At 58.2% G+C, this 12,347-nt stretch carries 13 protein-coding genes; 7 read left to right on the forward strand and 6 right to left on the reverse strand.

All coding sequences use genetic code 11. The features are described from left to right. Positions 1–716, reverse strand: a 716-nt coding sequence (locus tag BN2475_RS33610; RefSeq protein ID WP_218023696.1) for a GntR family transcriptional regulator, incomplete at its 3' end; no start/stop codon positions are given. A 218-nt stretch (positions 717–934) separates the two neighbouring features. Between BN2475_RS33610 and BN2475_RS14755 the strand changes: the two genes are divergently transcribed. The 7 genes from BN2475_RS14755 (at position 935) to lhpI (ending at position 8,296) form a co-directional block, all read left to right on the forward strand. Continuing rightward, positions 935–1,723, forward strand: a complete 789-nt coding sequence (locus BN2475_RS14755) for an aldolase (protein ID WP_094780257.1) — start codon at positions 935–937, stop codon at positions 1,721–1,723. A gap of 44 nt (positions 1,724–1,767) precedes the next feature. Further along, positions 1,768–2,655, forward strand: a complete 888-nt coding sequence (locus BN2475_RS14760) for a substrate-binding periplasmic protein (protein ID WP_159444556.1) — start codon at positions 1,768–1,770, stop codon at positions 2,653–2,655. A 52-nt stretch (positions 2,656–2,707) separates the two neighbouring features. Beyond that, the gene (locus tag BN2475_RS14765) at positions 2,708–3,382 is read left to right on the forward strand and encodes an amino acid ABC transporter permease (RefSeq protein WP_094780259.1); all 675 of its coding nucleotides are present in this window, start codon (positions 2,708–2,710) and stop codon (positions 3,380–3,382) included. A 35-nt stretch (positions 3,383–3,417) separates the two neighbouring features. Next, the gene (locus BN2475_RS14770) at positions 3,418–4,203 is read left to right on the forward strand and encodes an amino acid ABC transporter ATP-binding protein (RefSeq protein WP_094780370.1); all 786 of its coding nucleotides are present in this window, start codon (positions 3,418–3,420) and stop codon (positions 4,201–4,203) included. 545 nt (positions 4,204–4,748) lie between these two features. After that, positions 4,749–5,930 (forward strand): branched-chain amino acid ABC transporter substrate-binding protein, encoded by a 1,182-nt coding sequence (locus tag BN2475_RS14775; RefSeq protein WP_094780260.1) that lies wholly within the window; start codon positions 4,749–4,751, stop codon positions 5,928–5,930. A gap of 151 nt (positions 5,931–6,081) precedes the next feature. Continuing rightward, a complete protein-coding gene (locus BN2475_RS14780) occupies positions 6,082–7,329 on the forward strand; it encodes an NAD(P)/FAD-dependent oxidoreductase (protein ID WP_094780261.1) in 1,248 nt (415 codons plus the stop codon). 37 nt (positions 7,330–7,366) lie between these two features. Then, on the forward strand, positions 7,367–8,296 hold the full coding sequence (gene lhpI / locus BN2475_RS14785) for a bifunctional Delta(1)-pyrroline-2-carboxylate/Delta(1)-piperideine-2-carboxylate reductase (RefSeq protein ID WP_094780262.1): 930 nt from the start codon (positions 7,367–7,369) through the stop codon (positions 8,294–8,296). A 53-nt stretch (positions 8,297–8,349) separates the two neighbouring features. Here the strand turns inward: lhpI and BN2475_RS33615 are convergent, their stop codons facing one another. The 5 genes from BN2475_RS33615 to BN2475_RS14805 all read right to left on the reverse strand — a co-directional run. Further along, positions 8,350–8,910: a hypothetical protein gene (locus BN2475_RS33615; RefSeq protein WP_143325790.1), complete on the reverse strand. Its 561-nt coding sequence runs from the start codon at positions 8,908–8,910 to the stop codon at positions 8,350–8,352. 94 nt (positions 8,911–9,004) lie between these two features. Further along, complete coding sequence (locus BN2475_RS14790) at positions 9,005–9,787, reverse strand: class II aldolase/adducin family protein (protein ID WP_094780263.1); 783 nt, start codon at positions 9,785–9,787, stop codon at positions 9,005–9,007. A gap of 64 nt (positions 9,788–9,851) precedes the next feature. Next, on the reverse strand, positions 9,852–10,853 hold the full coding sequence (locus BN2475_RS14795) for an electron transfer flavoprotein subunit alpha/FixB family protein (protein ID WP_094780264.1): 1,002 nt from the start codon (positions 10,851–10,853) through the stop codon (positions 9,852–9,854). A gap of 25 nt (positions 10,854–10,878) precedes the next feature. Then, positions 10,879–11,628, reverse strand: a complete 750-nt coding sequence (locus BN2475_RS14800; protein WP_094780265.1) for an electron transfer flavoprotein subunit beta/FixA family protein — start codon at positions 11,626–11,628, stop codon at positions 10,879–10,881. 93 nt (positions 11,629–11,721) lie between these two features. Beyond that, positions 11,722–12,347: ABC transporter ATP-binding protein (locus BN2475_RS14805; protein WP_094780371.1), on the reverse strand; the 626-nt coding region annotated here is incomplete at its 5' end.

Consider the following 12,347-nt stretch of genomic DNA (forward strand, 5'->3'; position numbering starts at 1 on the left):
TCGTTGAGGAGCATAACGAGTTGCTCGCGACGCTCCTCGATGATTTTCTCGTAGTCAACGTCACAGTTTTGGCTGTTGATGTGGTGCGCCCACGTCTTTTCGAGCTCACGAAGGTTGCCACCTTCAAGCGCCGCGAGCAACTCGTTATGCTCCTCAACGATGGTCGTTAAATTGGTCATGTGGGTCGTCAAACCCAGGACGATGACCAGCTGCCGCGCAATCCCTTCCCAAAGATTCGAAACGACATCGTTTCCGCCAATCTCGGCGACCTCACGATGGAATGCCACGTCTGCGAGTGCGAGTCCATAGTAGTCCTGACGCAATACCATCAGTTCAATTTCATCCACTCGTCGGCGAAGACGATGCTGGGTATCCGGTGAAGCGTTCCGCTTCAACGCCACTACCCGCTTCACCGCCATCATCTCGAGCGCAAGACGCGCCTCGAGAAGGTTGAGAACGCGTTCACGAGTGACAGGTACCAGCCGGATGCCCTTGTTCGGCACGCTGGTCACGATTCCCTGGCTTTCGAGCATCCGCAGCGCCTCCCGCACGGGCACCCGGCTCACGCCAAGCTTTTCCGCAATCTCAGCTTCCACGATGCGGTCGCCCGGGAGGATAAGTCCCCGGGATGCGCCACTCACGATCGCGTCAACGGCTGAATCGACCATGGTTCGAGCGCGAACGGGCTCCCACGCTGGGTTCAAAAGACTGTTCATTGTCTGCTCACTCTGAAGACTGTTCGTCGCCAGAATTCTCCGTGTTAACACTAAGGTATGCAATACGTTCTTGCCATTTGTATATTGCAGTGATTGTATACACGTATGCCGTCGCATGGGCAACTGAAGTTCAAACAGTTCTTTTGCGTCGCAGCAAGGATTCAGCACCTTTATCGACCAGCCGAGCCGTCTCGGCCGTCGCAACCAACGGAGCAAGAATGGCCTACGAACTCAACATTCCCTTAACGGATGCGCAACGCCCCGGCGTGGACTTTGACACCGAGGAAATCTGGCAGATGCGGGTTGATCTCGCGGCAGTCTTCCGGATGAGCGCGCACTATGGTTTCAACGAGGGCGTCGACAATCACTACTCCGCCCTGCTGCCTGGACGGAATGACCTCTTCCTGATTAACCCTTATGGGTTTTCCTTCTCTGAACTCACCGCATCGTCGCTTCTGATCTGTGACTTCAACGGCAACGTGCTCAGCGGGCGCGGCAAGCCCGAAGCGAGCGCATTCTGGATTCACGCGCGGGTTCACAAGATGAAGCCGAACATTCGTGTACTCCTGCATTCGCACATGCCGAACGCGACGGCGCTGTGCGCCATCGATCGCGACCCGTTCGACTGGTCTATCCAGTCGTCGCTGCGGTTCTACGGCATCGTCGCCGTTGACAAGGAATACAACGGGCTTGCTTTGGACCAGAGCGAAGGCGACCGGATCGCCGCATCACTCGGTGACGCAAAAGTGGTCTTCATGCGTAACCACGGGATCAGCGTCGGTGCAGCGACCATCGCTGAGGCCTGGGACGATCTCTACTACGTCGAACGTGCCGCTGAAGTCCAGGTGAAGGCATGGAGCACCGGCGCAAAAATGGCTCCGGTTTCGCACGAGATCGCGTCGGCTGTTGCGAAGGGCGAACGCGATTCGCACCCGGCGAGCGCACGTCTGCACCTCGAGAGCGTCAAGCGTTTCCTGAACCACGCCGCGCCTGGCTACGCGTCATGAACTGGATGGCGCCGCACCTACTTATCTACCTAAAGGGGAAGACCATGAATCAACGGCTCACTTTCGCAAGCGTCATCGCATCTCTGCTTCTGCCGGTTGCGCTTCACTCAGGAACCGCTAACGCCGCCGGCGACGCACCGTTTTATGAGTCGAAGCCCATGTTCGCAAACTGCGGAGATCCGTCCTACGAAAATGCCAGGAAGGATGGCGTGGTACTCGGTTTCTCCGAGCTTCCGCCGGAGAGCTGGCTGGATCAGAAGACCAATCAGCCCGCTGGTATCGACTGGGAGATTCAAAAAGAAGCCCTCGCCTGGATGGGCGTGAAGATCAAGCGGATCGAATGGATGCCGTGGGACAGCACGGTGCCGTCGCTGATCTCCAAGCGCATCGACGTGATCGCGAGCGACATTCACCACACGCCGGAGCGGGACAAGGTCATCAGCTTCACTGGTCCTGCGTTCTGGTATGGCCCCGCGATTCTGGTCAAGAAAGGTTCGAGCGTCAGCGTCAAGTCTTACGCTGACCTGAAGGGCAAAACCGTCGGCGTCACGGCCGGTGAGGCAGCCGATTCCTATCTCAAGGGCATCGGCGTAGTGACACAGCCCTTCAAGGACGATCTGACGAAGTTCCAGAGCCTCGCGCAGGGCCGCCTCGAAGCGGCGATGACGGACCAGCTGCTCTGGCTGAAGTTCAAGACCGAGAATCCAAACACCAACCTCGAGGCACTGAACAACGTTGTCACACCTCGCACCATGATCGACGGCGGCGGTTTCGGTAGTGCCCGCTACGCCGTTCGCAAGGAAGACTGTTCCCTGCGCGCAGCGTACACGCAGGCCCTGGCAGAAATGACCGCCAACGGCACGACTTCCGCGATCCTTCGCAAGTTCGGTCTGACAGACAAAAATCTGGTCGCATTCGACCTCCGTCCCTGATGTGTAGAAACACGGGTGAACTGAGGCGGCAAGTATTTAGGAGAGCACGGAAATGATGAACTTTCAGTTTCATGTGGCTGCGGACAGTATCGGGCTGCTTCTTCACGGTCTGCTGCTGACCGTTGAGCTCACACTTATTGTCATGGCGTTGAGCCTTGTCTTCGGGCTTGTAGTAGCGCTTGCGGGTCGCTCGCGATTCGCCGTGCTCCGCTGGATCGTGAAGGCATACATCGAGGTGATCCGTGGGACACCGCTGCTGCTGCAGCTGATCTACATTTACTTCGTTCTCCCCGAATTCGGCGTCACGCTCAATTCGTTCGTGGCGGCAGTCATCGCCCTTACGCTGAACTACTCGGCTTTCATCTCCGAGGTCTACCGTGGAGCGATCCAGGCGGTGGCCCGTGGCCAGTTCGACGCGGCGGCTGCTCTCGGCATGACCCCGGGGCTCGCCATGCGCCGGGTCGTCGTGCCGCAGGCAGTGCGCATGGTCATCCCGTCCCTCGGCAACTACTTCATCTCGTTGTTCAAGGACACGGCCCTCTGCTCGGTCATCAGCATGCAGGAGATCATGTTCAAGGCACAGATGACGGCAGCACAAAACTTCCAGTACTTCACGTTGTATACGATGGTCGCGATCATGTACTTCGCAGTGAGCTTTCCCGCCGCTCGTCTGGTTGAACATGTCGACCGTATTTCGCGTCGCGCATTCACCCGGAGGACCCACTAATGAGCACACCCGCGCAACCCAAATCCGCGCAGCCGATGGTATCACTGATCGGGCTGTGTAAATCGTATGGTCCGCACGACGTACTGAAGGGCATCGATCTGACCGTGAACAAGGGTGAGGTAGTGTGCATCATCGGCCCGTCAGGCAGCGGTAAGTCAACGCTTCTGCGCTGCATTAACCATCTTGAACATCCTGAGAAAGGCGTCGTTCGCATCGATGGTCAAACGGTTTTCCGGGATGAAGTAGATGGAAAATTCCGGAACCATACACATAAGCAGATCGCCGCGGTCCGGGCACACGTCGGGATGGTATTCCAGCACTTCAACCTGTTTCCGCACCAGACCGCCATCCAGAATGTCATGGAAGCCCAGATCCATGTACTGGGTCGCTCGAAACAGGAGGCACGTGAAGTAGCCGAGAAGATGCTTGGCACGGTCGGCATGTCTGCCAAGGCGGATCAGTACCCGATTGAGCTTTCGGGTGGACAGCAGCAACGGGTTGCTATCGCGCGTGCGCTGGCGATGGACCCCAAGGTCATGCTGTTTGACGAAGCAACGAGCGCGCTCGATCCGGAACTTGTGGGCGAGGTGCTTCAGGTCATGCGCAAGCTTGCAGAACAAGGCATGACGATGATTCTCGTCACTCACGAGATGCAGTTTGCAAGGCAGGTGGGAACGCATATCGTCTTTGTAGATGGCGGCGTTATCGTCGAGGAAGGCCCCCCAGCCGAACTTTTTGGCCGCCCTACTCGCGACCGCACGAAAGCGTTCCTGCAGAACATGACGCATGACGTCGGTCACGCGCGAGAGATTGCCGCCTGAACCGGCGGCACGCTTCGCCCGGAGGCGTTGCAGCATATCCGGGCACCCTCGACTTCAGTCTGCCCGAAGGAAATCGGTATTGCTTCCTGCAGTACCTGGAAGACGCGAGCTGCAGTTTCGCGGTGACCGATGTGATGAACCTTGTTGAACCCCTATCCCACATCAGTAGATCGAACTGAGAACGTCCCTCGGTGATCATGCGGAGGCGCCGACATGTGATTGTCCGCGCGGACGCGTTGCAGCCCACCGGCCAACTGACTGTTGTTGCACTCCCAAGACGGGCCGGCGACCGACCGAGGTTTCCGGTCGGTTGCACGTCGGTCGCGCAGTAACAACCACCTCTCGAAAACCCCTATCGGAATCCACTTTTCGCTCGTTGACATATGACGTCTCACCTATTATCTTTAGTTCATCTGCTGCCGCGGCTGGATCCGAAATCACACGAAGCGCTCGGGTCGATTTCAAACTGAAAAAAAAGACCGATCGGGCCGATCGGTCGAGCCTTTGACCGCATCCAACCTATTCCAAGATTGCTGAGGTATCTCATGAAGACCCTGCGTTCGTTCAAATCTTTGGCGCTGACCCTCTCGCTGATCGCCGCAGCAGTTCTTTCAAGTCCGGGAGCCGCTTATGCGGACGATGTGACTATCGGCCTCGCATCAGGCCTCACGGGACCCTCTGCACATTACGGCCAGGACATCAAGCGCGGCGCCGAACTTGCGATCGAGGACGCTAACGCCCAAAAGCTGACCATCGGCGGAAAGCCGGTGCATTTCGTTCTGCAGGTCGAGGACGACCAGGGCGATCCTCGCGTCGGCGCCCAGGTGGCGCAAAAACTCGTGGACGCGCACGTTGTTGGCATTGTCGGGCACTTCAATTCGGGGACCAGCATTCCGGCTTCGCGGATCTATCACGACGCGCATATTCCGATGGTTTCGCCGGCGGCGACCAACCCAACCCTCACATCGCAAGGATTTGCAAACGTCTTCCGTCTGGTCAATTCCGACGCGCAGATGGGTGAGCTGGCTGGTCGCTCCGCTGTTGAATCGCTGAAAGGCAAGAGCATTGCAGTGATCGACGACCGGACGGCCTTCGGCCAAGGCATCGCTGACGAGTTTGTGAAGGGTGTCGAGAAAGCCGGCGGCAAGATTGCCATGCGCGAATACACGACTGACAAGGCCGTCGACTTCCGGGCACAACTTACCCACCTCAAATCGGCCAATCCGGATGTGATTTTCTGGGCCGGCCTCGATCAGCAGGCCGCCACAGTTGCAAAGCAAATGCGCTCGCTTGGCATGAAAGCGGTCCTGCTCGGTGGCGGTAGCTTCGAGAACGACACATTCCTGCAGGTGGCCGGCCCTCAGGCTGCCGACGGTGCAATGTCGTGGGGATATGGCGCGCCTGTGGGGACCAGCAAGACCGCGCAGCAGTTCGACGAAAGAATGAAGTCGAAGTTTGGTGAGGGCGTGGTAGCGTTCGCGCCCAATGCATATGACGCCACCTGGGTGCTGATCCGCGCAATGCAGAAGGCGAACTCGATCAATCCTACGGTCTATGTCAAAGACATCAAGTCGGTCAGTTTCACCGGTATCACGGGAGATGTCTCGTTCCAGTCGAATGGGGACCTGAAAGCACCAGGGGCGACGCTCTATAAGGTCCAGCAAGGCAAATGGGTGCCGATTGCCACCACCAACGGCGACAAGATCGAACCCTTGAAGACCAACTAAAAGACGATCGACCGGCGGACAGAACATCACGATAGAACAGCAGGCGGCGGGGCGATTCGCCTCTGCCTGCATCGCTATCACAGGCACCTGGGCAACACTGCGATTCAGCCAGCTATCCCGGCACTCCAGAAGCTACCCCCAAAAGAATCACATGGAAGATGTCATTGTCATCGGAGCAGGCGTGATTGGATGTTCCGCCGCTCTCAATCTCGCAAAGCTCGGCTTGCAGGTTCAGATCATCGATAGTGAGCCGCCTGGATCAGGATGTTCCTTCGGAAACGCCGGCATCATCGCCGTCGACCACGTGGCACCACTTGCGAGCCCGCAGACTGTCGCGGGCATTCCGAGGATGTTGCTGGAGCAGGACGGGCCGTTGCGTGTCAACAAGCTTGGTGTCCCGCGGATGACACCGTGGATGCTACGGTTCGTCGCCCAATCAACGCCCTCTAATTACCGGCGCAACACGGAAGCGCTTGCAAGTCTGGTGACCGTTGCCGCGCAAGCCTGGAAGCGACTGATTGAATCTGCAGTCATACCGCGCGAGCTGTATCGTGACATTGGCGCCTTGTATGTATTCGAGCGCCCCGAAAAGGCGGAGGATCAGCGACGCAATCTTGAAGTACTCGACCGCTTCCATGTCGAATATAAACACCTTACGGCCAGCCAGGTGCGAGACGACTATTTGCCCGCACTCACGCGAGACATCAGCCATGCGCGGTTTATGCCGGGCATGTCTTCGGTGGCAAACCCTCAACGTATAGTTCAAAGCCTCTTCGAGGCCGCTCGCGCAGCCGGCACGACCTACACCCAGGCGCGCGTCACGAATCTAAGTGTGTCACCTGATGGAAGCGTACAGGTGTACGCAGGCGAGACCACGCTGACTGCGCGAAAGCTTCTGATCGCGGCGGGGGCCCGTAGCGATCAACTGACGGCGCGACTCGGACTGAGGATTCCACTGACCAACGAACGAGGCTATCACGTCGAGCTACGTGAACCTTCAGTCGAACATTTACGTGTGCCCGTCAGCTTTGTCGAACGGGGCTTCACATGCAACCCGATGGAAAATGGCATACGCCTCCCTGGTACGGTCGAGCTGGGGGCCGGAGAAAATCCCGACTGGCGACGGGCGGACATACTGCTCGCTCAATTCGCGAGACTTTTTCCCGACCTTGCCGCACCCAGGGAATCTAGCCGCTGGTATGGCGATCGGCCAACCCTGCCGGACTATCTACCGATGATCGACGCACTGCCGAGCGCACGAAATGTCTTCGTCGCGTCGGGACACCAACACCTGGGGCTGACCCTTGGGCCGCTGACCGGCGAGCTGGTTTCACAGCTGATGACAGACAGGGCCACAGCGGTGAACTTTAAACCGTTCAGCGCGAGTCGTTTCCACTGATAGCGCCGCGACAAGAATTGATAAGGAGAGCAAGACAATGGACAGTCGTTCAGTTTATGGCAGCCTCGCCACCGCACAACTTTTGGGTTTCGGTGCACTCGTTGATGCGCTGGCCATCGCTAGCCGGGAATTGGACACAGGACTAGTTCATTGCCCCGTCCGCGTTGGGGTGCCGCTGAGCCGGGAAGGAGTCATCCAGTCCATGCCCGCTAGCGCGGGCGATCTGGCGATTCACAAACTTGTCAGTGTGAACCCCGCCAACCTCACAAAGGGTTTGCCGACCATTTTTGGCCTGGTTACGGCCTGTGACGGGGAGACTGGTGAGCCACTGTTTGTTCTCGACGGACCGACTCTTACCGGCCGACGCACGGCAGCCTTGTCGATGCTTGGCGTACGTCTGTTCCACCCATCTGAACCGGAGAAGTTTCTCGTAATCGGCACCGGCGCGCAGGCTCGATACCACGCCGCAGCCATACATGACCTCTATCCTCACGCACGGATTTGCGTCAAGGGTATCAACTCATCAGCAGAAGCGGACTTCTGTAACCTGATGAGCGGGGACGGGATCCAGGTGGTCAAGGCTGAAGGCAGCATCCCGCCTGACGTCGATACCGTCATCACAGTAACCACGAGCAAAACGGCTGTCTACGACGAAGAAGCAAGAGCAGACCGGCTCATCGTTGGAGCTGGTTCGGCTACCCCCGACGCCGCGGAACTTTCGCCCAGGACGATCCATGGAAGCCTGCTCTTCGTCGACGACCTGAAAGGGACTCGTGCTGAAGCCGGCGACCTTCTGCAAGCCGATGTCGACTGGGCGAAAGTCACGTCAATTGGTTCGATTGATCCGGTACGGTTACCTAAAGACAAACCGATTGTCTTCAAGGCCGTCGGTTGCGGCGCATGGGACCTGGCCGCGTGTCGTGTTGCACGTGCAGCATTGAAGTCAAGAGATTCCAATCTGGATTAAGGCTGGTCTTCGCACACAAGCACCGGCGCGCTGGAGCTTACGTGCCCTTTTCCTCAAGCATGCTTGCGGAACTCTCGACGCAAACCCACTACCCGGAGGCCCGCACTGGAATTGCCTTCTTCGAGCAACCCGTTCAGCCGCCGGCACCGCCGCAGGGCAGCGTCAAAGCTGTAGCACTCACGAAAGAGAGTCTTCTGCAGAGATCGAGGCAGTGTCCCCAATGCAGACGCAGTCTCATGAAGCTTCCATGGATAGTACGGAGTCTGGAACATGCTTCGCGCCAGCGCCAGACCGAAGCCACGTGCGTGGTGATATACACGTCCGAGCTCATCCCAGTCAGGGTCTGGGCGCGGCGTCATCGGACCAAAATCGATGGTCAGATGTGTCGTTACTCCGCCGGAAGTATCCGGCGTCATGAAAATGTCGATCAGTTGCTCGGCCCTGACCCGCGCCTCTGAGTGTAGCGACAACCCAGCATTGCTCGCTGTCGACAATCTTTGTGTCCCTCTCACCGCACGCCAGTGAGACGGAAACGGAAAACGAAGATCATTTAGCTGGACGCTGCGCGTCGCGCTCAGTTGATACTCCAGTTCAAAACTGTTTCGAGCTTGCATGGATCGCGTTCCTGGAAACGTCCCGGGATTGCCATATCATTCTCTGGCGATGCGTGAAAGCAATGTGGTCCGCGCATCGCCCAGCTATGCCGCATCACGAACGATAGCCGCCCCCATCACGATCCAGCAGTCGCAGCAAAGCCGTCCATTCACGGTCCAGATGGACAGTGTCCAGATAGGCATAGTCATCGTGCTGCTTCGCTGCGTGCTCACAGACCTCGGGCGAAGGAATGGTTACCTTCTGGCCGGCCGACAACGTTGCAACCTGGATCTCACAGGCCTTGTTCAGGTAATACATACGCGTGAATGCCTCCGCGACCGAACGCCCCGTTGTGAGCAAGCCGTGGTTACGCAGAATGAGGTATTCCTTCTTACCGATCGATTTCACGATGCGTTCGCGCTCGTCCAACTCCAGCGAGATTCCTTCGTATTCGTGATACGCGACGCGGTTGTAGAACTGCATGCTGATCTGGTTCAGCGGGAGAAGCCCGCACTCCATCGCGGCAACGGCCATGCCGTAGGTCGTATGCAGGTGCACGACGCACTCGACGTCGTGACGTGCCTGATGCAATGCACTGTGGATGGTGAATCCGGCCGCGTTGACCTCGAACCGGTCATCTCCGATCGGATTGCCGTTCACGTCGATCTTTACCAGCGACGAGGCTGTGATCTCGTCGAAAAACCATCCGTGCGGGTTGATCAGGAACTGATCGGTGGTCCCTGGCACGCGTGCCGAAATGTGGGTGTAAATCAGATCTGTCAGTTCGAACTTGGCGGCCAGTCGATAAGCTGCAGCAAGCTGGACGCGTGCGTCCCACTCGGCCTGGGGGATGTTTCTGGGTTTACGATTGATGTGCGGGTCGGTAGTGGAAATCATGCTGAAATCTCTCTGCGTTGAGTATGAACAGTGGTCGGGCTGACAAATGAGAATGGGAGAATGGCTAATGCAGTTCTGCAAGCATTGCGGGGACTGCTTCAAAAAGATCGCCAACAAGGCCATAATCGGCAACGCTGAAGATCGGCGCTTCTTCGTCCTTGTTGATCGCGACAATGACCTTCGAGTCTTTCATACCGGCAAGGTGCTGGATCGCGCCTGAGATGCCGACCGCGATGTACAGTTGCGGTGCGACGATCTTGCCCGTCTGGCCGACCTGGTAGTCGTTCGGCACAAAGCCAGCATCGACGGCTGCGCGCGATGCACCCATCGCTGCGCCGAGCTTGTCTGCGAGCGGTTCGAGCACCTTCTTGTAGTTCTCGCCGCTACCCAACCCGCGTCCGCCCGACACGATGACTTTCGCCGATGTCAGCTCCGGACGGTCAAGCTTTGTCACTTCGCGGCTCACGAACTGCGAGATGCCTGCATCGACTGCCGCTTCGATTTTCTCGATGGGTGCGCTGCCGCCGTCCGCCGCAACCGGTTCGAAGCCAGTCGAACGAACAGTGATCACCTTGATGAAATCCTGCGATTCGACCAGAGCAATCGCATTACCGGCGTATATAGGACGTACAAACGTATTGGCGGAGTCGACTGCGGTGATGTCGCTGATCTGAGCGACGTCGAGCTTTGCCGCGATACGCGGTGCGATGTTCTTGCCGTAGGCCGTTGCCGGCGCGAGGATGTGCGAATAGTCCTTCGCGATGTTCAGTACGGTCGCCTCGACGTTTTCCGCAAGACCTTCCACCAGTTGCGGCGCGTCTGCCAGCAACACCTTCGCGACGCCCGCCATCTTTGCAGCGGCATCAGCCGCGCCTTGCGCGTTGTGACCCGCGACCAGCACATGAATTTCGCCGCCGACGAATTTGCGAACTGCGTGCGCGGCAGCCACAGTGTTTAGCGTCGCGGCCTTGATCGACGCGTTGCCCCCCAAGGGGGCTTCCTTCGGGGCGTCCCCCAAGGGGACTTCCTTCGGGGCGTCGTGTTCAGCAATTACCAGAATCGTCATTTCTTTCGTCTCCGCGTTCCGTAGATCAAAGCACGCTGGCTTCGGTCTTCAGTTTTTCGACCAGCGTCTTCACGTCCGGCACCTTCACACCAGCAGAACGCTTCGGCGGCTCGCTGACCTTCAGTGTCTTCAGACGCGGCGTCACGTCAACGCCCAGATCTTCGGGTTTCACGGTTTCGAGCGGCTTTTTTTTCGCCTTCATGATGTTCGGCAGCGTCACGTAGCGCGGCTCGTTCAGGCGCAGATCGGTCGTCACGACTGCGGGCAATGTCAGCGACAGCGTTTCCGCGCCGCCATCCACTTCACGCGAGACGGTTGCCTTGCCGTCAGCAACGGTGACCTTCGAAGCAAAGGTTGCCTGCGGCAATCCAGCCAAAGCCGCCAGCATCTGGCCGGTCTGGTTCGAATCGTCGTCGATCGCCTGCTTGCCCAGGATGACGAGCGAAGGCTGTTCCTTGTCGACCAGTGCCTTCAGCATCTTGGCCACCGCCAGCGGCTGCAACTCTTCATTCGATTCGACCAGGATCGCGCGGTCCGCGCCGATCGCTAGCGCCGTACGCAGCGTTTCCTGACATTGCGCAACGCCCGCCGACACGGCGATCACTTCCGTCGCCACGCCTGTTTCCTTGAGGCGAACGGCCTCTTCGACAGCGATTTCGTCGAACGGATTCATCGACATCTTCACATTCGCGATGTCCACACCGGTATTGTCCGACCTCACGCGGACCTTCACGTTATAGTCAACGACCCTCTTTACCGCCACCAGAATTTTCATGGCTTATCCTTTCGCAACTCTATTGTTTCGTACTACTTTATATGATGGTATGACACTGATCACACTTTTATTCACCCAGCTCATTCGCCAAGCTCATTCACCCAGATAAGCCGCCCGCACCTTTGGATCATCGAGCATCTGCTTCGCGTCACCCGACATCGTCACCAGACCCGAGTCCATCACGTAGCCGCGATTCGCCGCCTGCAGCGCCAGCCGCGCGTTCTGCTCGACCAGCAGCACGGTCATGCCTTCTGCCGAAATCGACCGCACCACTTCGAAGATCTTCTCGACCATGATCGGCGACAGACCCATCGACGGTTCGTCCAGCAGCAGCAGCTTGGGTCGCGAGATGATTGCACGCGCCATCGCCAGCATCTGCTGTTCGCCGCCCGAGAGTGTGCCCGCGTATTGCGACGCGCGTTCCTTCAGGCGCGGGAAGAAACCGAACATGCGATCCACGTCCGCCTTGATGCCGTCCGTGTCGTTACGCAGATACGCGCCCATCTGCATGTTCTCGACGATCGACATGCGCGCGAAGATGCCACGCCCTTCCGGCACCATCGCCAGACCGCGCTTCAACAGTTCGTGCGCCGGGATGCCCTTGATCGACTGGCCCATGTACTCGATGTCGCCCGCCGAGTACGGTTTCAGACCCGTGATCGCCTTCATCGTCGTGGTCTTGCCTGCGCCGTTCGCGCCAATCAGCGTGACCAGTTCGC

Source organism: Paraburkholderia ribeironis, from assembly GCF_900019265.1.
In the GTDB taxonomy this organism is placed as follows: Bacteria; Pseudomonadota; Gammaproteobacteria; order Burkholderiales; family Burkholderiaceae; genus Paraburkholderia; species Paraburkholderia ribeironis.

Bases quoted from the DNA above. Each gene is read 5' to 3' on its own strand.
- BN2475_RS14755 (WP_094780257.1), top strand. From the start codon at position 935: ATGGCCTACGAACTCAACATTCCCTTAACGGATGCGCAACGCCCCGGC.
- BN2475_RS14760 (WP_159444556.1), top strand. From the start codon at position 1,768: ATGAATCAACGGCTCACTTTCGCAAGCGTCATCGCATCTCTGCTTCTG.
- BN2475_RS14765 (WP_094780259.1), top strand. From the start codon at position 2,708: ATGATGAACTTTCAGTTTCATGTGGCTGCGGACAGTATCGGGCTGCTT.
- BN2475_RS14770 (WP_094780370.1), top strand. From the start codon at position 3,418: ATGGTATCACTGATCGGGCTGTGTAAATCGTATGGTCCGCACGACGTA.
- BN2475_RS14775 (WP_094780260.1), top strand. From the start codon at position 4,749: ATGAAGACCCTGCGTTCGTTCAAATCTTTGGCGCTGACCCTCTCGCTG.
- BN2475_RS14780 (WP_094780261.1), top strand. From the start codon at position 6,082: ATGGAAGATGTCATTGTCATCGGAGCAGGCGTGATTGGATGTTCCGCC.
- lhpI (WP_094780262.1), top strand. From the start codon at position 7,367: ATGGACAGTCGTTCAGTTTATGGCAGCCTCGCCACCGCACAACTTTTG.
- BN2475_RS33615 (WP_143325790.1), bottom strand. From the start codon at position 8,910: ATGCAAGCTCGAAACAGTTTTGAACTGGAGTATCAACTGAGCGCGACG.
- BN2475_RS14790 (WP_094780263.1), bottom strand. From the start codon at position 9,787: ATGATTTCCACTACCGACCCGCACATCAATCGTAAACCCAGAAACATC.
- BN2475_RS14795 (WP_094780264.1), bottom strand. From the start codon at position 10,853: ATGACGATTCTGGTAATTGCTGAACACGACGCCCCGAAGGAAGTCCCC.
- BN2475_RS14800 (WP_094780265.1), bottom strand. From the start codon at position 11,628: ATGAAAATTCTGGTGGCGGTAAAGAGGGTCGTTGACTATAACGTGAAG.